Source organism: Mesorhizobium sp. P2_B11 (assembly GCF_056404855.1).
Genome location: NZ_JBFUDF010000014.1, coordinates 33922 through 56545, shown reverse-complemented (window position 1 = coordinate 56545; position 22624 = coordinate 33922). Strand labels below are relative to the sequence as shown.

The window sequence follows — 22624 nt, the reverse complement described above, 5'->3', positions numbered from 1 at the left end:
GCGCGGCTTGGAATTCGACCTGAAAACCATCGAAGCGCTGGCCCCCGATCAGGCGTCGCTGAGCGCCGCCTCGAAGCTGACCAAGCGCTCGAACTGGCCGCGGCTGGAGAAGAGCGAGCAGCAGGCGCTGATCTGGGGCGAATGCCAGGGCTCCGGCTCCAACCCCTACCGCACCGTGGTCGACACCGGCGACCACGGCTACAAATGCACCTGCCCGTCGCGAAAATTTCCGTGCAAGCACACGCTGGCGCTGATGTGGATCGCCGCCACCGCGCCGACCAACTTCACCGCTGCCGAATCGACGCCGGAATGGGTGAATGACTGGCTCGGCCGGCGCAGGAAGACGACGGCCCAGCCAGCCACTGCAACGCCGGGCGCGGGAGCCGGCGCGTCCGGCAAAAGCATCGGTGAGGCTGCACAGCCAGAGGAAAGCACCGTCGAAGATGCTGCCGCGGCGGAGCGCCGTGAGGCGGCGCAGCGCAAGCGGGCGGACGACACGCGGGCTGCGGTGGCGGGCGCGCTGGACGAACTCGATCAGTGGATTGCCGACCAGCTGAGGCTCGGCCTTTCCGCCTTTGCCGATGCCAGCAGCGAGCGCTGCCGCCGCATTGCAGCTAGACTGGTCGACATGAAGGCAACGGCGCTTGCCGGGCGCATAGACGAGATACCGGCGCGGCTGATGGCGCTGCGCAGCGAGGAGCGGCCAGACGCGGCGATCCGCGAACTCGGCAAGCTGGTGCTGCTGGCCAAAGCCTGGCGCTCGGCGCCCGACGATCCCGAGCTGAAGCGGCTGGTGTCGGCGTCCGAAACCCGCGACCAGGTGCTGGCCAATCCCGAGGCCAAACAGGTCGACAGCCAGTGGGAAGTCATCGGCGAGAAGATCGAGACCCGCCGCGACGGTCTCGTCAGCCATTCGACATGGCTGCTTGATCTCAAAAGCCCGACGCCGCAATTTGCGCTGCTGCTCGACTTTTTTCCGGCCTCGGCCGGCCGCCGCTCGGCGGCGTTCACGCCCGGCGACCGCTTCGATGCAAGGCTGGTGTTTTACCCGTCGCGCCAGCCGCTGCGGGCGCTGGTGGCGGAGCGCAAGGGCGATGTCGCGTCCGGCGCCTGGCCGGATTTCGGCCCTGGCGCAATCAAGGATCCGCTGGCCGCGCATGCATCGCAGCAGGACGCCGCACCCTGGTCCACCGACTGTCCGCTGATGCTGCCGCCAGGCGCGATCCTGCTCGATGAGCGCGGCGCCGCCTGGTGGCAAGCGGCGCACGACCCGCAAGGGATCGCCCTGCCCGTCGCCGGCACCGTCGATCAGACTGTGCTCGGGCTCGATCTCGCAGCCACGGCAGCTCTGTGGAATGGGGCGCGGCTCGATCTCTTGGCCGCGCAAAGCGGCTTCGGGAGGCTCGATCTGTCATGAACGAGCTCGAACTGACCGGCCTGGCGACGATGCGCGACTGCTGGATCACCGGTGGAACGACATTCGATCTGGCCCCGGCCGCATGGAAGGACATCGCCGCCGGTGCACCCCCGGACGAGCGCGAACGGCTGTTGCTGGCGATCGCCGCGCAGGCGCTCGATGTCGGCTTGCGGCCAGCGGCGCCGAAGACGTTGAAGCGGCGTCCGCCGCTGCCAAGGCTTGGCCTGCCGCTGCTGCCGGAACGGCTGCGGCCGCTGTTGCGGGCGGCCCTCAAGAATGCCGCCGATGTGCGGCGCAAGGCGCGCGTTGCGACGCTTGTCGCCAGCCGTGGCTATGTGCTGCATCCGATGGACTGGATGCCGCCGGCATCGGACCAGAACAGCCCTGACATTTACGCCCCCTGGATCGACTGGCAGGCCAGCGTCGAGGGGCTGAAGATTGCCCCGCAGGAGCAGCTGACGGTGCAGAACTGGGATGATTTCTATCCCGCCGCGCGGCGCATCGCGCTGGCCGAAATGCGACGCCGCGACCCGGCCGTGGCCCGCAGCCTGATGGAAGCCAAGGCGCCGGGCGAACCGGCTGAAGTCCGGCTGGCGCTGATCGAACTCATGCATTTCGGCCTGACGCCTGCCGACGCACCGTTCCTGAAGAGCCTCGCCACCGACCGCTCCGGCAAGGTGCAGGAGCTGGCGGGACGGCTGCTGGCAAGGCTGGGCGAGCACGGTCGTGTTGGCGATGGCGGAGCCGACGATCCCGTCGCCGAACTCGCGGCTTTCATCGCGGAAGGCAAGTCCGGCTTCATCCGCCGCCGCACCACCTACATGCCGGCAAAGCTCAAATCGCCGGCGCAGGAAAAGCGTCGCGCCGAACTCTTCGAGACCTGTAACCTGGTCGATCTCGCCGCGCGCTTCGGTGCCAGCGAGGCCGATTTCATCGCAGCCTGGCAGTTCGGAAGCGACAGCACCGCGGACATCTACATCGCACGAATGGTCGCCGCTTCCGGAAGTGACACAGCGGTGGCGCAGATGGCCGATACGCTTGTCGCCGAGGGCGGCAAGCCGGCGCCTTTCGTCCTTCACCTCATGCCGCGCCTGGACAGTCGCAGAAAGCGTGTCCTGGTCAGGCTGATCCTGAAAGATACGAAATATCTTGGCGCGCTCAACCTTGCCGAAGGCGTCGAAGCCAGCTGGCTGGAATGGCCCGATCTGGCGAACAGCCAGATCTTGCCGGCATTGCGCTCCGCTGTCGCCGGTAATGACGACGCCATGAAGCGGACCATCGACGACATACTGGAAACGATGGGCTTTCTTGGCACAGCGGCGACGGCCGAAAAACTGATCGGCGACGTTGTCGCGGCAGGCATGCCGCCGGCAGCAGCCTCGCTCGCTTTTCTGCGCCTCAATGCAGCCCTGGCCGGGCCTGGACCCAACACATGAGCAATCGGAGAACAGCACCATGAACGCAGCCATCCGTCTCCCGGTCGAGCAGGCCTATGCGTCCGAACTGCAGGCGTTGGCGCTCAATGACGACCGCCAGAAGCCGGCGGGATGGAGCCTGTCGCCGAAGGCCGTGCTGACCTATCTGCTCGGCGGCAAGGCAAGCGACGGCACCGTCATTTCGCCAAAGTATGTCGGCCGCCGCCGGCTGATGGAAACCGCGGTGGCCACGCTCGCCACCGACCGCGCGCTGCTGTTGCTCGGCGTTCCCGGCACGGCGAAATCCTGGGTGTCGGAACATCTCGCCGCCGCCATCATGGGCGACTCGACACTGATCGTGCAGTGCACGGCGGGCACCGACGAGAACCAGATCCGCTATGGCTGGAACTATGCGCAGCTGCTGGCCAAGGGCCCGAGCCAGGAGGCACTAGTGCCGACGCCGCTCTACCGCGCCATGGAGAGCGGCAAGCTCTGCCGGCTGGAAGAGCTGACGCGCATGGGCTCCGACGTGCAGGACACGCTGATCACCGTGCTGTCGGAAAAGATGATGCCGATCCCGGAGCTCAACACCTCGCTCTATGCCCAGCGCGGCTTCAATATCATCGCCACCGCCAACAACCGCGACAAGGGCGTCAACGAATTGTCCTCCGCACTGAAGCGCCGCTTCAACGTGGTGGTGCTGCCGCTGCCCGAAGACATGGCCGAAGAAGTGGCGATCGTTTCCAAGCGGGTCGACGAGATGGCCGGCGGGCTCGACCTGCCGGTGCCGAAGAATGTCGGCGAGGAGATCGCCCGCGTGCTGACCATTTTTCGCGAATTGCGCTCTGGCGCCACCGCCGACGGCAAGGTGACGCTGAAGACGCCTTCGGGCTCGCTGTCGACCGCCGAGGCGATCGCCACCATGGTCGGCGGCCTCAGCCAGGCGGCGTGGTTCGACAGCGGCAAGCTCGGCGCCGAAGGCCTCGCCGCCAGCCTTGTCGGCGCCATCATCAAGGACCCGGTGCAGGACAAGGTGGTGCTGGAGGAGTATCTCGAAACGGTGCTGAAGAAGCGGCCCGACTATGCCGGCTATTACGCGGCGCTGAACGCAGCGATCTGAGGTCATGAGCGACGTCGTCTATTTCGGCATCCGCCATCACGGGCCGGGCTCCGCCGCCAGCCTGGTGCAGGCGCTGCGGGATCTGCAGCCGGTTGCCGTACTGATCGAGGGGCCGAGCGATGCGTCCGCGCTGCTGCCGCTGCTGGCGCGTCCAGAAATGCAGCCGCCGGTGGCGCTGCTGTGCTACCCCGAGGACGATCCGGCCGCGACAAGTTTCTGGCCATTCGCCGAGTTCTCGCCCGAATACCAGGCGGCGGTGTGGGCGGTGGAGAACAAGGCAGCGCTCAGGTTCATCGACCTGCCGTCATCGGCGCGGTTTGCTGCACCGGCGAAGGAAAGCCCTGACGAGACGGAGGCTGGTGACGAAACCGAGCCCAAGGACGAAGCCGATGAAGATGGCGAGCCGGCTTCGCATCGCGATCCGATCGGCACGCTGGCGCACGCGGCCGGCTATGAAGACGGTGAAAGCTGGTGGGCCGACATCATCGAGCAGAACCCGCAGCCCGGCCCAATCTTCGCGGCCATCGCCGATGCGATGACGACGCTGCGCGACGGCGAAGGCACGATCGCGCCGTTCGAGGCCAAACGTGAAGCGCATATGCGGCTGGAAATCGCTGCAGCGCGCAAGGAGTTCGACGGACCGATCGCCGTCGTCTGCGGCGCATGGCACGTGCCGGCCCTGCAGGCCGCGCACACGCAGAAGAACGATCTGGCGCTGATCAAGGGCATTGCCCGGCGCAAGAGCACCATGACATGGGCGCCATGGACGGGACCGCGTCTGGCGCTGGGCTACGGTTATGGTGCCGGCGTGGTTGCGCCCGGCTGGTGCAAGCATCTGTGGCGCACACGCGAGCGGCGCGATGCCGCGACGCTGTGGCTGGCGATGATCGCGGCGGTGCTGCGGACGAAAGGCCATCTGGTCTCGACGGCATCGCTGATCGAAGCCGAGCGGCTCGCCCGCACGCTGGCCGCCATTCGCGAGCGGCCGAAACCCGGCTTCGAGGAATTGCGCGATGCCGCGATCGCGGCGCTGTTCAACGGCGAAGCGGTGCTGTGGTCGCTGGTCGAAGCCGAGTTGCTGCTTGGCGCCGATGTCGGCGAGATTCCGCCGGACACCCCGCTGGCGCCGCTGATCGAGGATCTGCAGCGCAACCAGAAGGCGGCGCGGCTGAAGCCGGAAGCGCTGGAGCGCGAACTGTCCGTCGATTTGCGCAGCGACAGCGGCCTGTTTCGCTCGACATTGCTGCACCGGCTCAACGTGCTCGGCGTGCAGTGGGGCAAATTGGCCGATGCCGGCCGCAGCCGCGGTACGTTTCGCGAAAAGTGGACGCTGGCCTGGGAGCCGGAATATGCAGTGCGCCTGGTCGAGAACCTGGTCTATGGCCCGACCATCGAAAAGGCCGCCAATGGCCGCCTGACCCAGATGCTCGGTGCAGCCGCCAGCCTCGACACGCTCGCAGCCCTTGTCCAGAGCGCCATCACGGCGGATCTGTCGGAGGCCTCGAGCGCCGGTCTTGCGGCGCTGGAGGCGCGCGCGGCGCACAGCAGCGAATGCCTGGAGATGCTGGCCTCGGTACCGCCGCTAGCCGATATCATCCGTTACGGCGAGGCGCGCAAGACTGAGACGAGCCGGCTGTCCGGCCTGCTCGAACGGCTGATCGTCGAAGGCGCAATCGCGCTGCCCTATGCGGTGCGCGACCTCGACGAGCAGGCGGCGACAACGCTGGTTGGCGCGGTGCGCAAAGCCGATGCGGCGATCCGCCTGGTCGAGCCTGGCGAAGACGTGCTCGACGCCTGGCGCAACGGCCTGACCGGCGTGCTGGAAGGACAGCGCTCGACGGCGCTGCTCGCGGGTTGCGCCGCGCACCTCCTCTACGAAGCCGGCCAGTTGTCGGCCGAGGACGCTGCCGGACTGCTCGGGCGCAGGCTGTCGCCAGGAACGCCGGTGGCGCAGGCAGCCGGGTTCTTCGAAGGCTTCTTCAGCACCGCCGGCCAGCGGCTGATCTATGACGAGGGCCTGCGCGGCGCCGTCGATGCGTGGCTCAAATCGCTCGACGAGGACGCCTTCATCGCGCATCTGCCGCTGCTGCGCCGCGTCTTCTCCAATCTGGACTCGATGGAGCGCCGGCGGCTGATCGAGGCGGTGCTCGGCCGCGCCGCCAGGCTGCCTGCCGGCCTGACACCGGCGCCGGATGGTGGCGAGGCCTGGCGCAGGCACCTGGAGCGGCTTGGGCCCTTGCTGGCGGGCGGAGCATGACGATGGGGGACGAGACAAACATGGATACCTCCGCCGCACCTTCTGGCGACGGCGGGCGCGAGCGCCGCTGGCGGCTGGCGATCGGCGCCGATGACGAGGCCTCCTCGGCCCTTTCGACCGACGACAAGAAACTGTCGTCGGCGCTCGATGCGCTTTACGGCGACGGCACCAATGCCGATGCCGACCCGCGCAAGCGGCGCGGCGGGCTTGGCCGCTCGGCGCCGCGCGTCGCGCAATGGATGGGCGATATCCGGTCGTTCTTTCCCGCACAGGTCGTCCAGATCGTGCAGAAGGATGCCTTCGAACGGCTGAACCTGAAGCAGATGCTGATGGAGCCGGAATTCCTCAAGGCGATCGAGGCCGACGTTAACCTCGTCACCGACCTGATTTCGCTGCGCTCGGTGATGCCGGCCAAGACCAAGGACATCGCCCGCACCATCATCGCCGACATCGTCGCCAAGCTGATGCAGCGGCTGGAGCAGAAGACCGCCGAAGCGATCCGCGGCGCGCTCGACAAATCGCGACGCACCAACCGCCCGCGCCAGCGCGATATCGACTGGCCGCGCACCATCTCGGCCAATCTTCGCCACTATCAGCCCGAGCACAAAACCATCGTGCCGGAAAAACTGGTCGGCTTCATGCGCAAGCAGCGCCGGCTGGTCGACCTCGACGAGGTGGTTCTGTGCGTCGACCAGTCCGGCTCGATGGCGAGCTCGGTGATCTACGCCTCGATCTTCGCGGCTGTGATGGCCTCGCTGCCGGTTGTGCGCACCAAGCTCGTCTGCTTCGACACGGCAATCGTCGACCTGACCGAAGAGCTCAGCGACCCGGTCGAAGTGCTGTTTGGCGTGCAGCTCGGCGGCGGCACCGATATCAACCAGGCGGTCGCCTATTGCGCCGACCGCATCGAGCGGCCGACCAAGTCGCATTTCGTGCTGATCACCGACCTTTATGAAGGCGGCAACGGCCAGGACTTGCTGCGGCGGCTGGCGGCGCTGGTGCGATCCGGCGTCAATGTCGTGGTGCTGCTGGCGCTGACCGATCAGGGCCGGCCGGGCTACGATCCCGCGATGTCAGCCTCGGTCGCCGCACTCGGCATTCCGGTCTTTGCCTGCACGCCAGACCTGTTTCCCGACATGATGGCGGCGGCGTTGCGGCGCGAGGATATCGGCGCCTGGGCGGCTGGCGCCGACATCAAGCTGATCCGCGCCGAGGCGGAAACGAGCAGTCAGACCTGACTATTCGAACGAATAGGCGAACCCGTCGGCAGAGGCGCTGACGGTCACCTTGGTCATCTTCTCGCCGTCTAGCGACCGGTTCAGCACGCCGCGGCTGAGTTCCGGCAGCAGCGTGTTGGTCAGGATGGCGTCGATCATGCGGCCGCCGGACTCGATTTCGGTGCAGCGCGCCTTGACCAGCGCCATAACGCCGTCGCCGATCACCAGTTCGGCGTCGTGGCTGGCGCGCAGCCGCTTTGCGATCTTGCCGAACTGATGGCGGGTGATGGCCTCGATCATCGAATCCGACAGCGGATAGTAAGGGATGGTCACCACACGGCCGAGGAAGGCCGCCGGAAAGACCTTCAGCAGCGGGCCGCGCAACGCAGCGTCGAGGCCGTCGAGCCCTGCCCTCACCGTGCCGTTGCCGGTCCGCTCCATGATGACTTCGGAGCCGACATTGGAGGTCAGCAGGATCAGCGTGTTCTTGAAGTCGATGCGCCTTCCCTCACTGTCATCCATCATGCCCTTGTCGAAGACCTGGAAGAATATCTCGTGGACGTCGGGATGCGCCTTCTCGACCTCGTCGAGCAGGATCACCGAATAGGGTTTTCTGCGCACGGCCTCGGTCAGGATGCCGCCCTTGCCGTAGCCGACATAGCCGGGCGGTGCGCCCTTCAGCGTCGAGACGGTATGGGCTTCCTGGAACTCGGACATGTTGATCGAGATCAGGTTCTGCTCGCCGCCATAGAGCGTTTCGGCGAGCGCCAGCGCCGTCTCGGTCTTGCCCACGCCGGAGGGGCCGCAGAGCAGGAACACGCCGACCGGCTTTTCCGGCGCGCCGAGCCCGGCGCGGCTGGTCTGCACCCGCTTGGCGATCATCTCCATAGCGTGGTCCTGGCCGACGACGCGTTCGGAGAGCGTCGAAGCGAGTTTCAGCGCCTTCTCGGTCTGGCTGGACAGCATGCGTCCGGTCGGGATGCCGGTCCAGTCCTGGACCACGGCAGCGACCGCATTGCGGTCGACGGACGGCAGGATCAGCGGCGTCTCGCCCTGTGCCGTGGCAAGCTCGGCCATCAATTCACGCAGTCGCGCGAGATCGGCGGCCGGATCTGACGGCGCTGGTTCGGCAGCCGGTGTCTCGGCCTCGACCTTCGCCTTCGACGTTTTGGCCTTGGGCTTTTCAGCCTTAGGTGTTTCAGCCTTGGGCGGCTCGGCCTTGGGAACCTTGGTCTTTTCCGGATCCGGCGCTGCCGTTTCGGCGTCGGCCTCAGCGGTCGCTACCTCATCGAGCGGCACGCCGTCGCCGCGCAGCCGCGCCCGCAATTCGAGGATTTCGGCAACCAGCGCCTTTTCACGCTCCCAGCGCGCCTCGGCGGCGGCCAGCGTCGTCTCGGTCTCAGTAAGCCCGGCGTCGACCCGCGCCTGCCGATCGGCCACCTCGATCCCGATCGCCGCTTCGCGGCCGATGATGCCGCTTTCGACCTCCAGCGCCTGGCGGCGGCGCAATATGTCTTCGACCTCGGCCGGCGTCGCGTGCTGCGAGACCGCGACCCTGGCGCAAGCGGTGTCGAGCAGGCTGACCGCCTTGTCGGGCAATTGCCGCGCCGGGATGTAGCGATGCGACAGGCCGACCGCCGCCTCGATCGCCTCATCCAGGATCTGCACCTCGTGGTGCTGTTCGAGCACGCCGGCAACGCCGCGCAGCATCAGCACGGCCACTGCTTCCGACGGCTCATCGATCTTGACCACCTGGAAACGGCGGGTGAGCGCCGGGTCCTTTTCGATGTGCTGCTTGTATTCGGCCCAGGTGGTGGCCGCGATGGTGCGCAGCTCGCCGCGCGCCAGCGCCGGTTTCAAGAGATTGGCGGCGTCACCGGTTCCGGCGGCACCGCCGGCGCCGATCAGCGTGTGCGCCTCGTCGATGAACAGGATGATCGGCTTTTCGGAGGATTGAACCTCGTCGATGACCGCCTTCAGGCGCTTCTCGAACTCACCCTTGACGCTGGCGCCAGCCTGCATCAGGCCGACATCGAGCATCCGCACGCTGATGCCTTGCAGCGGCGGCGGTACGTCGCCCTGGGCGATGCGCAAGGCAAAGCCCTCGACCACCGCCGTTTTTCCGACGCCGGCCTCGCCGGTCAGGATCGGGTTGTTCTGCCGGCGCCGCATCAGGATATCGATGATCTGCCGTATTTCCGGGTCACGACCGACGACCGGATCGATCTTGCCGTCATGGGCGCGCTGGGTCAGGTCGGTGGCGTATTTGGCCAGCGCAGAATCCCCGCCCGGAGCCCGCCGCGGCGCCTCGGCGGCGGGAGTAGCTGCGGCCGCAGCGCCGGCTTCAAGCGAGCCTTCCACCACTTCAGCGAAGCGGGCGATGACCGCGTCGGCGTCGATCTTGTCGAACTCGCCGCTGATTTTCGACACCAGGCCTTCCAGCACCGGCGTCTTCAGGCAGGCGAGCACGATATGGGCGCTGCGCACCTCCTCCATGCCGAATTCCAGCGTCGCCAGGTTCCAGGCTTCCTGGATGGCGTGGAAGATATGGTCGGAAAACTCCTCGATCGAGGTGGCGCCGTAAGGTAGCTTGTCGACGGCCCGGGTCATGTCGCTGGTCAGCCGGCTGGCATCAATGCCGGCATCGGCAATGATCATCTGCACGTCCGAGCGTTCGGACAGCACCAGTTGCTCGATGAAATGGACAAGTTCGACGTAGGGATTGCCGCGCAGCTTGGCGCTGTCGGCTGCGGCCTTGAAGGCGCGCAGGCAGACCGGATTGAGCTTGCCTACCAGTTCCTTGCGTTTGAAACCCTGCGATGACCGGCGCTGTTCCATCGAACGTGCTCCTGCAATCTGCCCGTCGACAGCCTGCCACATAAGCAGCCGCTTGACAAAGCGCGTCATTCAGCCGGCCGCTTCCCTTTGTGGAAAGTCCCGCGCCACCAAATGCAGACAACCACGAATTTTTCCAATTCTATGCGATGCGCTTCACATACGGGGCCGGGCAAGCAGACCATAGATTGCGCCATTCGAGATGCAGTTGCACTGGCTCGCGGTAGCGCCCGTTAACTTTTGAGCGGTTTGCCGAATTGTGGTAGGGTGCAACCGTGTGCTAACGTTGGGTCACGTACGGTTTTAGAGCCGGTCGCTGGGGGTAGCTGTGATCGATCTCGCACTCTGGCTTGCTCCGTTGGACGGTGAAAATCCGTCAGGCGAAGACTTGCGCAACGATCCGGTCTTTCACGAGCTCGAGCGCCTCACCGAGCCGCAGGTCAAGGTTGTCCATGACGGGCGCAACAAGCCTGCCGCGCAATCGACGATACCCGTCGATTGGCCTGCCGTTCTCGGCAAGGCCGAGGAATTGCGTTCACATGGCCGCGACCTGCGCCTGCTTGTCATCGTCGCCCGGGCGCTCGCCAATGAAGAGGGACTCGCCGGGCTGGCGCAGGGCCTGACACTGATCGCGCGGACTTTTGAGGCGCATTGGGAGACGATGCACCCGGCGCTGCGGCCCAGTCCGACGCCGCGCGAGGCCGCCTTGCGCCGCCTCAACGCGCTGGCCGACCTGCAGAATGGCCAGGACGGGCTGCTGGCGGACCTCAGGCAGATGGTTTTCTTCGCGCCACGACCCATGGGGCCGATCACAGGACGCGATCTGGAACAGGGCGCGCTTGACGACCGCGTCATGCTTCAGGAAGCGGCTTCGGGATTGAATGCCGCCGAGAAGGCGGCGCTGGTCAGCGCGCATGGGCAGCTCCTGAACCGGGTGGGCAGCGGATGCGCCGCGCAGCTGGATCAGGCCGGTGAACAGATGACGGCACTGATCGCCAATGCTCACGGCGCGATCGAAGCGCTCGACTCGGTCGATACGGCGCTGAACGCCCGCCTTGAAGGCAGTGGCGCTGCCGTTCCGGAATTAAAGCGGTTCCTGCAGCGTTTGCTGACGACGCTGGAACGCAACACGGCGGTGGAAACGACGGCCGCGGCGGCGACGAATGGCGCAGCCAGCCCGGCGCCTGCCACGGCAAGCCCGGCAATGCCGGCCAGAAACGGTCATGGAGCCGAGACGATGGCAAGCTACGCAGAGCCAGGTGCAGGGCTCCCTGACAGGATTTCCTCGCGCGACGATGTGGTGAAGTGCCTCGACCTTGTGGTGGCGTTCTACGACCGCACCGAGCCGTCGAGCCCGATCCCGCATCTCGCCCGCCGGGTGCGCCGGATGGTGCACATGGATTTTGTTGAACTGATGGAAGATCTCGCCCCGTCGGGGCTGAAGGAATTCCGGCTGCTCGCCGGCGTTCCCGACGCCAAGAAGACTGCCCAGAAGGATGAAAGGTAGCAACACATGCCAGCCGAAAGCAAAGCGAAGGTCATCGAGCGAAATCGCGCCCCGCGCGTGCAGATCGCCTACGATGTCGAAACCTACGGCAGCCCGACGACGATCGAACTGCCGTTCGTCATGGGCGTGATGGCCGACCTGTCGGGCGCATCGCAGACCAGGGAAGCGGCAAAGACGGTGCTCGACCGTTCCTTTGTCGAGACCGATGCCAACCGCTTCCCCAAATTCATGGAAGCAATGGGGCCCAGGGTCAAGGCGCGGGTGAAGAACACCTTGCCGCAGGCCGAAGGCCAGGAGCGCGACGAAGAGCTCGCACTCGACCTGACCTTCACCAAGATGGGCGATTTCGCTCCTGACAAGATCGCTGAACAGGTTCCGCAACTGGCCGAGATCCTCAAGATGCGGCGCCAGCTCGAGGAACTGCTCGGCTTCATGGACGGTCGCGTCGATGCCGAAAAGCGCATCGCCCAGCTGCTGAACAATCAGCCGCTGCTGGCACAGATCGCCAGCCAGGCGATGTCCGACGACGACAAGGGCGAGGAATAAATCATGGCCGAACAGCAAAAGACCGCAGCATCCGTCGCCGAGGCCGGGGCCGTCGACCTGGGAGAGTTCAGCCAGCTGCTGGAAAAAGACTTCAAGGTCAAGAAGGACGACAGCGAGAAGCTGCAGCAGCTTGTGCGCAACCTGGCGCTGGCGGCGCAGTCGCGCTCGGAGACGACGACGATTTCGTCGAATTCGATCAAGTCGATCAAGTCGCTGATCGCCGGCATCGACAAGATGCTGACGACGCAGGTCAACGAAATCCTGCACGCCCCGGAAGTGCGGGAGATGGAAGGCACATGGCGCGGCCTTTGGTATCTCATCAACAACACCGAGACGGATGCCAAGCATCTCAAGATCCGGGTGATGAACATCTCCAAGGAGCAACTGGCCGACACGCTTGAAGACTATGAAGGCCAGATGTGGGACCAGAGCCCGATCTTCAAGAAAGTCTACACGGACGAGTATTCGATGCTCGGCGGCGAGCCGATCGGCTGCATCGTTGGCGCCTACGAGTTTTCGAACCATCCGCGCGACGTCGGCCTGCTGCGCAACATCTCCGGCATCTGCGCCTCGGCGCACACGCCGTTCATCGCCGCCGCCTCGCCGCGGCTGTTCCGCATGGACAGCTGGCAGGAACTGCCTAACCCGCAGGACCTGCAGATGATCGTGAGCAATCCGGCCTATGCCTCGTGGCAGTCGCTGCGCGAGAGCGAGGACGCCCGCTATATCGGGCTGACCATGCCGCGCGTGCTGGCGCGTCTGCCCTATGGCTCCGAGACCGTTCCGGTCAAGGGCTTCTCCTTCGAGGAGGAGGTTCAGGGCGACCACAACAAATATGTCTGGATGAACGCCGCCTTCCCGATGGGCGTCAACATCAACCGCAGCCACAAGCTCTATGGCTGGGGCACGCAGATCCGCGGCGTCGAGAACGGCGGCACGGTGCTCAATTTGCCGGTGCACGCTTTCCCGACGGATGACGGCTCGATCGCGATGAAATGCCCGACCGAGGTCGCCATCGATGACCGGCGCGAGGCGGAACTGGCCAAGCTCGGCCTGATGCCGATCCTGCACCGCAAGAACACCGATCTGGCCGCCTTCATCGGCGCCCACTCGCTGCAGGACGACGAGACGCGTGCCGGACGCCTTGTCGATCCCGACGCCCAGTCCAACGAACGGCTCTCCGCCAACCTGCCGTATCTGTTCCCTGTTTCCCGTTTCGCGCACTACCTCAAGGCTATTGCGCGCGACAAGATCGGCTCGTTCAAAGAACGCTCCGACATGCAGATCTGGTTGACCGAATGGATCAACCGGTACGTGCTGGCCAACCCGGCCTTCGCCGACGACAAGGCACGCGCCAAGCGTCCGCTTGCCGCCGCCGAGGTGCAGGTCGACAGCGTGGAGGGCCGGCCGGGCTATTACAACGCCCGCTTCTATCTGCGCCCGCACTACCAGCTGGAAGGCATCAACGCCTCGCTCCGGCTGGTGTCGGAATTGCCGTCCGTGAAGACCTGATTTGCAGCAACCAACCTTGTTTTGTTTGAAAGCGGTGGAGAACGAAAATGCCCACAATGAAGATCGACGGTTTTTTGAAAGTTCCGGATATCAAGGGCCCCAGCACGCGCGACGGCCACGACGACGAGATCGAAATCCATGGCGTCGACTACAAGATGGTCGCGCCCTATGACCCCAATTCCCTCTCGCGCCGCGGCCGCGTGTCGATGGGCATGATCAAGTTCACCAAGCACTATGACAAGGCCTCGCCCTATCTGGCCAAGGCCTTGTTCGAGAACAAGGCGCTGGACGAGGTCAAGTTCTCGGCGCGCCGGACCATCGACGGCGAGAGCAAGGACTATCTGGTCGTCACCCTGACCGACGCCTCGATCATGGAATACGACATGTCGCAGGCCGACGATGAAGCCGACCTGATCCAGGAGGAGGTCTCCTTCGCCTACAAGAAGATCAAGTTCGTCTATGACGACAATGACGAAGCCGAAATGGATGTCTATGTCGGCAAGTGAGGGGCGTGCAAAGCGCCCTGCCGCGGACAAGGCACAGGCGGGCGGTTCACGGGCCAAGCGCGAGGCAGTACAGCCTTCGCTCTGGGACCGCCTCGTCAACGATTTGCCCGGCCTGAGTTCCGAGATAGACGGGCTCAGGCAGGCTCTGCACGACGAACTCGGCGAGCAGCGTCTCGACGAGCTGCTGGCGGACGGACCGAGGCGGATCGACGCCGACGACGCATTGAACCCCGATCAGAAACGCCGGCTGCACAGGCTGGCGTTTCAGAACCGGCACCGCGGCGAACTCGAAAGCCGCGGCATCGTGGTGTCGCCCGACGTGCTGCGCGAGGCCGTGCGGCGCGACATCGAGGCGTTGTTCAACACCGAACGCTTCGAGTCGGCGCCCATGCTTTCCGATCTCGAGGCCGAGCAGATGACCGACAGTCCGACAGCGCTGGACGACTTTCCGGAGGTGCGCCGCAGTGTCGTCAATTATGGCGTGCCGGCCTTCTCGGGCCGTTCGTCGCGCGACTTCGACCGCGATGAGCTGGCGCGTGAGATTCGCGCCGTGCTCGCCACCTTCGAGCCTCGGCTGAAGGAAAGCGCGACGAAGGTCACAGTCAATCTTGGCGACAAGACCGGCCTGAAAATCGAGATCGATGCGGTGCTTATCATGACGCCGACGCCAGAGCGCATGCGCCTGCGCACGACGATCAATCTCGACAACGGCGTGGCGCGCACCGAGTTCAGGGAAGCCTGAGATGGACCGGGTCTTCGTAGAATATTACGAGGAAGAACTGTCCCACATACGCGGGCTGGCGGCGGAGTTCGCCGACATGCATCCGGCCGTCGCGCGCAATCTGTCGCTGGACACGGTGCCGTGTCCAGACCCTTATGTCGAGCGGCTGCTCGACGGCGTCGCCTTTCTCGCCGCACGCACGCGGTTGAAGGTGGACGCCGAACGCTCGCGGTTTTCGCGCGCCATCCTCGACGTGCTTTATCCCGATCTCGTCACGCCGGCGCCGGCAACCGCCATGGTGGTGCTGAAGCCCGGCCAGCAGGTGCAGACCATGCTTGCCGGCCATGTCGTCAAGCGCGGCACGCGGCTGGTCTCCAGCCTGCAGGCCGGCCTGTCGACACGCTGCACATTCACCACTGCGCAGGACATGACGCTGTTTCCGATCGCGATCAGTTCGGTCGGCTATTTCCAGGACCGCAGCGCATTGGCCGCCGCCGGCATTGGCCCGATCGGCGGCCAGGGCGGCGAAGCCGCACTGCGCATCACGCTTGCCCCGACCGGAAAGGTCAAACTGGGCGAACTGGCGCTCGACCGGCTTGACCTCTACTTCGCCAACCGCACCAAGGCGCCGCTGACATTCGACGCGATCTTCGGCGTCTGCTCTGGCATCGGCGCAAGACCTGAAGGCAAGACCAATCCGCTGTCGCCCCTGCCGGCACCGGAGATGGTAGGCATCGCCGATGCCGAGGCGATGATGCCGCGCACGCGGCCGACCTTCGAAGGCTACCGCCTGCTGCGCGAATATTTCATGATGCCCGAGCGCTTCCATTATGCGCGTGTAACCGGCTTGCAGCCGGTGGTGCGCAAATGCCAGGCGGGGCTAGAGATCATCTTCCTGTTCAGGCGTCCGGTGCCCGAACTCGCCGATCTGTCGCCGGCGGATTTCGAACTTTTCGCGACGCCGATCATCAATCTCTTCGAGCGCGAGTGCAACGTCATCGAGCTCGATCACCGCAAGACGCGCCAGGTGCTGCACGCCGACCGCACGCGCGCGCGCGATTTTGAGATTTACCGCGTGACCCGCGTCGAAGATGCTGACGCCGAAGGTCCCGATGCGGAAATACCGGAGCTCTTCAGCCTCGGACAAAACCGTGGCAGCGGCTGGGTCTATTCGACCGAGCGGCGGCCGCGCCGGCCAACCGAGGACGAGCGCAGCCAGGGCGTGACGCGCACCTCCTATGCCGGCGACGACGTCTTCCTGGCGATCTCGCGCCCGGTCCACAGCCAGGCCAACCGGCCGCTGAAGCGCGTCGACATCGTGGCGCTGTGCACCAACCGCGACCTCGCCATCCTCGACGACACGCCTAACCTGACGCTGGAAGCCGGCGACCCGGTGGAGGCGGTCCGGCTGCTTGGCGCGCTGCGTTCGCCGCAGCCGGCCATTCCGGCAGCGCTGCCAGCCGGCGCCGACGGCGAGTCGCGCGCCGATGATCTCGCCTGGCGGCTGGTGTCGCAGCTGGCGCTCAACTTCCTCAGCCTGGCCAAGGAAGGCCGTGGTGTCGATCCGCTGCACGCGCTGCTCGATCTCTACGCCGAGCGCGGCGATCCCGGGCTTGCCCGCAATGTGCGCTCGATCGTGCGCATCGACTCGCGCGCGGTGATCGAGCGGCTGGCAATCGACGGACCGATGTGTTTCGGCCGCGGCACGGAAGTGACCCTGCATGTCGACCAGTCGGTGCTGGCAGGACAAAGTACCTTGCTGCTGTCGGGCCTGCTGTCGCGGCTGTTTGCCCGCCATGCCGGGATAAACGGGTTCGTGCGCACCCGCACGCGGTTGCTCCAGAAACAGGAGGATGTGCCATGGCCGATGACGCCCGGCAATCGCTACCTGATCTAGAGCGAGCCGCAACGCTATCCGAGAGTTTCGACTTCTTCGAGCTGCTGCGCCGGCTGGAACGGCAAGGCGGCCTGTTCGGCCATTCCGGTCGGCCGGACCGCGAGCCGGCAAGGCTCGGCCAGAATGTGCGCCTCTCCTTCGCGGTGCAGGACGTGGTGGATTTCCGCGAGCCAACGGACAAGTCGCCGGCACGCGTCACCATTAACAATCTCGGCCTGCTCGGACCCGAAGGGCCGATGCCGCTGCATCTGACGCGCTGGGTGCTCGATCGCCTGTCGCAACGCTGGTATGCGGGTGCGGAGGCACGGCAGACGAGCGACACGACCTTCGTCGATTTCGTCAACATCCTGCAGCACCGGATGATCGCGCTCTACTACCGCGCCTGGGCGGATGCGCATCCGGCGGTGCAGGTCGAACGCGGTGTCGGCGGCCGCGTCCGCTCCATGCTGGAAGCGATGGCCGGCATCGGGTTGCCCGGCACGCAGGATGCCGAACTCGATGCTGTAAAACTTCGCCAGGCCGCCTCGCTCGCCAGCCAGATCGACGGCCCCGAACGGCTGACGCTGTTCATTGCGGAAGCCTTCAAGGTGCCGGTGGTGCTGAAGGAGTTCGTCGCCGCCTGGATGACCATCCCCAAGGCGCTGCAGAGCCGGCTTGCCGGCAGCTATGCCACGCTCGGCCGCAGCGCCACCATTGGCCCGCGCAGCTTCTCCCGGCAGAGCCGGATCGAGCTGCGCATCGGCGCGCTGAGCTACAAGGACTACAAGGCCTTCCTGCCGGGCGGCGAGCGGCTGACGCTGTTGAAGCAAGCGGTGCGCGACCTGATCGGCGAGACCATCGATGTCGATCTGAGGATCGTGCTTGCAGCAAAGGCAGTGCCGCCGGCGAAGCTCGGAACCGTCCAGCTTGGCCGCACCACCTGGCTGAAACGGCCCGTCGAAAAGGGAGATGCCGACGACATGCGGCTGCGGACCATTGTCGGCTGGCGGGAAGAGGTGGCGGCATGAGCCTGCTGCTGACGCTCGAACAGGGACCACGCGCGCAGGTCACGCGGCAGGCGCGGCTGGACGAGGGTGAGCTGGTGATCGGCCGCAGCGCCGACGCCGACTGGCAGATCAACGATCCCGACATGTTCGTCTCGCGCGCCCACTGCAAGATCACCAGCCAGCAGGGCGGCTATTTTGTCACCGACACCTCCAGCAGCGGGCTGTTCATCGACGATGCCGCCAGCCCGCTCGGCGCGGGAAATACGGCGCGCCTGCAAAGCGGCATGCGGCTGCGGCTGGGCGACTATGTGGTGTGGGTCGATCTGCAGACGGCCAAGACCGAAGCGCCGGCCCACAGACCCTCGGCGCCCGCCAGCAATCCGGCGGCGTCGCGGGCGCCGGTCAGCCTCGGCGGCGATGATTTCTTTTCGTCCACGACGCAAGAAGAGCCGGGACGGCCGCGACCCGCCGACCTGCCCGATCCGTTCGAGAAGCCGGTGCCGGGCGCGTTCGCACGTGCGCAGTCCAACGAACGCAGCTCGCAGGCGTTCGACGATCCGTTCAGCCTCGATCCCGTGGCGACGCCGGCGCCTGAGCCCAATGACAGAAACGGCGCCAGGCCATCGTTCGCCGATCCTTTCGGCCTCGACTCCGCCCCGCTGTCGAGAGAGCCGAGCAGATCCAGTTCCGGGCAGCCACCGGCCTTCGATGACGGGTTCGGTTTTGGCCCCGCCGAGTCCACCAGCCTCGACGCCGGCGCAACGAATAGCGGCGCAAGCGAAGCGCCCTCCCCTGCCCCCTCTCCCGCGCCGTGGGATCTGCCCGCCCGCGCAGCCGAGCCATCGCCGCGGCAGCCACCGCCAGCTCCGTCTCCGCCACCGCCGCGCGCTCCCGTCCGGCAAGCCGCGGCGCGGCCGTCGGCCGGACCGTCGGACACCGAATTGCGCGCTGCTTTCCTGCGCGGCATGGGCATGGACGAAGCCGATTTTCCCGGCCGCGATCCGGTGGCCGATATGGAAAAATTCGGCCGCGAATACCGGCTGATGATGGAAGGCCTGATGCAGCTTCTGCGCAAGCGCGCCGAAGAGAAGGGCAACGCCCGCGTCGCGCAGACCGTGGTTGGCGCATCCGAGGTCAACCCGCTCAAATTCCTGCCCTCGGTCGACGATGCGCTGGTGACCATTCTGGCCGAGCGCAGCCCCGGCTTCCTCGGCGCCGATGCGGCGATCAGGGACGCGGTGCGTGATCTGGCGCAGCACCACGTTCGCGCCTGGCGCGGCGTGCAGGGCGCGCTGAAACGCATGATCGACCGCTTCGATCCGGCGGCGATCGAACAGGAACTGAAGTCGAGTTCGGCGATCGGCAATCTGCTGACCGGCGGGCGCGGCGCAAAACTCTGGGAACTGTACCAGAAACGCCACCGTGAAATCGCTCACAGCGCGGAGACGCGTTTTCTGGGCGAGATCGGCGCTGATTTTAGGGATGCATATGAGGAGGACTAGGACATGATCGACAGACGCGACTTCATTCTTGCCTTGGGCGCGACAGGATTGCTGACGGCTTGCCAGAGCGGCCCGCCGAAGCCCTCCGTCATAACGGTCAATCTTGCCGGCGGCGCCGGCATGAATCCGGGACCGGGCGGCGGCGACAGGCCGGTGACGGTCATGATCCTGCGCCTGAAGAGCACCGGCGCCTTCAATTCGGCCGACTATTTTGCTCTGCAGGGCGGTGCTGGCGCGGCACTTGGCGGCGATCTGATCGGCTCCGATACGATTTCGGTCGGGCCGGGCAAGACCGCGTCGAAGACGATCACGGTCGAACCGGAAGTGGCCGCACTTGGCTTCGTCGCGCTGATCAGGGACCCCACCGGACGCAGCTGGCGCACGACCAAGTCGGTTTCGCCGGGATCGAAGTTCACCATCAATGTGACGCTCGGCAGCGGCGGCATTTCCGCCTAGCGGCGGCAATTCCGCAAAGCCGCGCCAGAGTGATGAGCAGGAAGCAGAGAGTGCCGGCATGAGCGATGCAAACAGGGTGCTGTGGTCGGAGGGGCTTTTCCTTCGCACCCAGCATTTCCAGCAACAGGACCGCTTCTTCGAGGCGACGGTGCGCGGCGCCTTGCAGGCCGGGCATCTGCATACGTTCGGCTTTCGAACGCTGACGCTCGACCAGGCACAGCTCGATGCCGGCCAGATCTCGGTGCTTTCGGCGCGCGGCATCTTTCCCGACGGGACGCCGTTTGCGATCCCCGAGACGATGGATGCGCCGCGGCCTCTGGCGGTGACGCCGGAGATGGGCGCGGGACCGGTGCTGATAGCGCTGCCGCTCGAACCGCCCGGCGGCGTCGGCTTCGACCCGGCCCACGCCGAGCCCTCGGGCGCACGCTATCGCGGCCGGATCGTGTCGGTGCGCGACGCCGTGCATGGCGGCTCCGATCCCGAGGAGATCGAGATTGCGCGGCCGCAGGCGCTGTTGCTGGCGCCGGGCACGGCTGTCGGCGGCTACACGGCCCTGCCGGTGGGCGAACTCAAGGGAGTGCGCGCCGATGGCGGCGTGGCCTTGGACGACACGTTCCTGCCGCCGACCTTGGTCATCGGCGCGGCGTCCTGGTACAGCCGCCTGCTGCAGGAGGTGGTCACCGGCCTCGACCAGATCGCCGAAGCGCATGGCAAGATGGTGCTGGGCGGCCCGGGCCGCAGCGTCGAGGATCTTCTGATCCTCAACCTGGTCAACGCCGCGCGGCCGCGGCTGGCGCACATGCTGGCGCAGGACGTGTTCCATCCGGCCGAGGTCTATATGGAGCTTGCCGGTCTCGCCGGCTCGATGGCCACCTACGGCTCGAGCGCAAGGCGACTCGGCGAACTGCCGGTTTACGACCACATGGCGCCGGGGCCAGCCTATTCGGCGCTGGCCGACGCGCTGCGCTCGCTGATCCTCAGCCTGCGCTACATCGAGCCGAAATCGCGCGCGCTGCCGGTCATGCGGCATGCCACCAATGTGTGGAAGATCCGCATCGACAACCCGAAACTTCTGGTGGCGAGCCGGATCGTGGTGCGGATCGGCTCCGAACTGTCGGAGGATGCCTTGCGCAAGATTTTCGTCAATCAGGCGACTGTGGGATCGGCCAGCGAATTCGAAGGGTTGTGGAAGTCGCGCCTGCCCGGCATTCCGCTAAAACCATTGCATTCGCAACCGCGCGAAATTCCCTATGACGGCGACCGGCTGTGCCTCGAACTCGACCAGAAAAGCGAGCACTGGGCCTCGCTGCTCGAAGCGCCCGGTTTTGTGATCGGCGTTTCGGGCGTGCTGCCCAGCGAACCGCAGGTCGACTGCTACTCGGTCAACAGGTGAGATGATGAGCAGGGACGATCCATTCGGACTGTCCGAGGATCGGGAGCGCACGCGCATCCGTCTGAGCGGAGCGCCGACGCCGCGCGCCATGCCCCTGCCGGCGTCGGGCGTCATCGCAAAGCGCTCGTCGCGCGCGCATCCGAACGCACTCGTCAACGCGTTCGCGCCTTTGCTCGAATTTGCGCCCGAGCTGGAAAACGCGCTGCCGCCGGAAAATCCCGAAGCGCTGCGTACGAGGCTGCTCGATGAACTCGTGCGCTGCCGCGACGCCACCATGGCGCAAGGCTCTTCGCTCGAGCGCGCCGACCAGGCGGCATGGCTGGTGGCGGCGCTGCTCGACGACCTGGCGCTGAACACGCCGTGGGGCGGCGCCAGCGCCTGGCCGCGCCAGCCACTGGTGGTGATGCTGCGCGGCGACGTCGATGCCGGCGCGCAATTCTTTGCCCGTCTCGAAGACCTTGAGCGCCATCCCAACCGCGACCGCGAAATGCTGGAACTGCAGTATCATTGCATGGCGCTCGGCTTCCGCGGCAAATATCGCGTGCCCGGCCGCTCCGGCGACCGTTCGCTCAATGCCGTGCGCGTCGCGGCAGCGCGTTTCCTGCGCGACAGCGACGCCGAAGGCGCACCATTGTCGCCCAACTGGAAGGGCGTGATCGCGTCGGACGAACCGCAGCGTTTCATCGTGCCGATCTGGGTGATGGTGGTGGCCGCCGCGGTCATCGCGACCGCCATCCATATTGGCCTGTCGATGGGGCTGAGCAGCCAGGCAGTCGAGCTTTCGACGCTGGTGCGCGCTTTGCCGCCGCCGACGCGCGCCGATGTCACGCGCGCGGCCCCCAAGGCCGACGCTCCGCCGCCTCTGCCGGTTGCCGTCGACTACGCGCTGCTGCCGGAATTCCAGAAGGCAGCGCCGGCGGACACGAGCAAAGCGCTGAGCGGCACGGAGAGCGTCTCGCTGGCCAAGCTCGTTATCCAGGCTTCCAGCCCCGAACTCTTCCAATCGTCGCGTCCGACACTCACCCAGGGCTATGAGCCGCTGGTCGAGTCCATCGCCAAGGTGATCCTCGACAACAAGGACCTGATCGGAAAGATCACAGTGGTTGGCCATACCGACAATGTGCGCCTGCAAAAGTCCAACCCGCTTGCCAGCAACCAACGCCTGTCGGAAGCCCGCGCCGAAACCATAGCCGAGCTTCTGGTACAGGCCGGCGTGCCGAAGGAAATCATCTCTTCCGAAGGCCGCGCCGAAAGCGATCCGGTGGCCGACAACTCCACGCGGGAAGGCCGTGCGCTCAACCGCCGCGTCGAAGTGCTGGTCGAGAAGAGGCTGTGAC

At 65.9% G+C, this 22624-nt stretch carries 17 protein-coding genes; 16 read left to right on the top strand and 1 reads right to left on the bottom strand.

What is annotated here, in order from left to right:
• The first annotated feature begins 7 nt into the window (after positions 1–7).
• Genes AC1DYJ_RS30450 through AC1DYJ_RS30430 form a run of 5 tightly spaced genes read left to right on the top strand, consistent with a single transcriptional unit; the run spans position 8 to position 7447 of the window.
• Positions 8–1417 (top strand): SWIM zinc finger family protein, encoded by a 1410-nt coding sequence (locus tag AC1DYJ_RS30450; RefSeq protein ID WP_477288721.1) that lies wholly within the window; start codon positions 8–10, stop codon positions 1415–1417.
• Entirely contained in the window at positions 1414–2853 is a 1440-nt protein-coding gene (locus tag AC1DYJ_RS30445) for a DUF5691 domain-containing protein (protein WP_477288719.1), read from the top strand. Before AC1DYJ_RS30450 ends, AC1DYJ_RS30445 begins: the two co-directional genes overlap by 4 nt.
• 19 nt (positions 2854–2872) lie before the next feature.
• On the top strand, positions 2873–3952 hold the full coding sequence (locus AC1DYJ_RS30440) for an ATP-binding protein (protein WP_477288717.1): 1080 nt from the start codon (positions 2873–2875) through the stop codon (positions 3950–3952).
• A gap of 4 nt (positions 3953–3956) precedes the next feature.
• Positions 3957–6209: a DUF5682 family protein gene (locus AC1DYJ_RS30435; RefSeq protein ID WP_477288716.1), complete on the top strand. Its 2253-nt coding sequence runs from the start codon at positions 3957–3959 to the stop codon at positions 6207–6209.
• Between the two features lie 2 nt (positions 6210–6211).
• A complete protein-coding gene (locus AC1DYJ_RS30430) occupies positions 6212–7447 on the top strand; it encodes a VWA domain-containing protein (protein ID WP_477288714.1) in 1236 nt (411 codons plus the stop codon).
• Here the strand turns inward: AC1DYJ_RS30430 and tssH are convergent, their stop codons facing one another.
• On the bottom strand, positions 7448–10264 hold the full coding sequence (tssH, locus tag AC1DYJ_RS30425) for a type VI secretion system ATPase TssH (RefSeq protein WP_477288761.1): 2817 nt from the start codon (positions 10262–10264) through the stop codon (positions 7448–7450). It lies immediately after the preceding gene.
• A gap of 325 nt (positions 10265–10589) precedes the next feature.
• Here tssH and tssA point away from each other — a divergent pair, with 325 nt between their 5' ends.
• From tssA to icmH, 11 genes are read left to right on the top strand one after another with little or no spacing between them, the layout of a single operon-like run.
• Complete coding sequence (tssA, locus tag AC1DYJ_RS30420; protein ID WP_477288712.1) at positions 10590–11768, top strand: type VI secretion system protein TssA; 1179 nt, start codon at positions 10590–10592, stop codon at positions 11766–11768.
• Between the two features lie 6 nt (positions 11769–11774).
• Positions 11775–12314 (top strand): type VI secretion system contractile sheath small subunit, encoded by a 540-nt coding sequence (gene tssB / locus AC1DYJ_RS30415; protein WP_477288710.1) that lies wholly within the window; start codon positions 11775–11777, stop codon positions 12312–12314.
• Between the two features lie 3 nt (positions 12315–12317).
• Complete coding sequence (tssC, locus tag AC1DYJ_RS30410; RefSeq protein WP_477288708.1) at positions 12318–13826, top strand: type VI secretion system contractile sheath large subunit; 1509 nt, start codon at positions 12318–12320, stop codon at positions 13824–13826.
• Positions 13827–13882: 56 nt separating this feature from the next.
• Entirely contained in the window at positions 13883–14332 is a 450-nt protein-coding gene (locus AC1DYJ_RS30405; protein WP_023673716.1) for an Hcp family type VI secretion system effector, read from the top strand.
• On the top strand, positions 14319–15074 hold the full coding sequence (tssE, locus tag AC1DYJ_RS30400; RefSeq protein ID WP_477288758.1) for a type VI secretion system baseplate subunit TssE: 756 nt from the start codon (positions 14319–14321) through the stop codon (positions 15072–15074). Before AC1DYJ_RS30405 ends, tssE begins: the two co-directional genes overlap by 14 nt.
• Position 15075: 1 nt before the next feature.
• The gene (tssF, locus tag AC1DYJ_RS30395) at positions 15076–16950 is read left to right on the top strand and encodes a type VI secretion system baseplate subunit TssF (RefSeq protein WP_477288706.1); all 1875 of its coding nucleotides are present in this window, start codon (positions 15076–15078) and stop codon (positions 16948–16950) included.
• Positions 16914–17957 (top strand): type VI secretion system baseplate subunit TssG, encoded by a 1044-nt coding sequence (tssG, locus tag AC1DYJ_RS30390; RefSeq protein ID WP_477288704.1) that lies wholly within the window; start codon positions 16914–16916, stop codon positions 17955–17957. Before tssF ends, tssG begins: the two co-directional genes overlap by 37 nt.
• Complete coding sequence (gene tagH / locus AC1DYJ_RS30385; protein ID WP_477288702.1) at positions 17954–19438, top strand: type VI secretion system-associated FHA domain protein TagH; 1485 nt, start codon at positions 17954–17956, stop codon at positions 19436–19438. The genes tssG and tagH overlap by 4 nt, the downstream gene beginning before the upstream one ends.
• A 3-nt stretch (positions 19439–19441) precedes the next feature.
• A complete protein-coding gene (gene tssJ / locus AC1DYJ_RS30380) occupies positions 19442–19894 on the top strand; it encodes a type VI secretion system lipoprotein TssJ (protein ID WP_477288700.1) in 453 nt (150 codons plus the stop codon).
• 58 nt (positions 19895–19952) lie between these two features.
• Entirely contained in the window at positions 19953–21287 is a 1335-nt protein-coding gene (tssK, locus tag AC1DYJ_RS30375; protein WP_477288698.1) for a type VI secretion system baseplate subunit TssK, read from the top strand.
• Between the two features lie 4 nt (positions 21288–21291).
• Positions 21292–22623, top strand: coding sequence for a type IVB secretion system protein IcmH/DotU (icmH, locus tag AC1DYJ_RS30370; RefSeq protein WP_477288696.1), 1332 nt, complete (start codon positions 21292–21294; stop codon positions 22621–22623).
• Position 22624 lies beyond the last annotated feature (1 nt).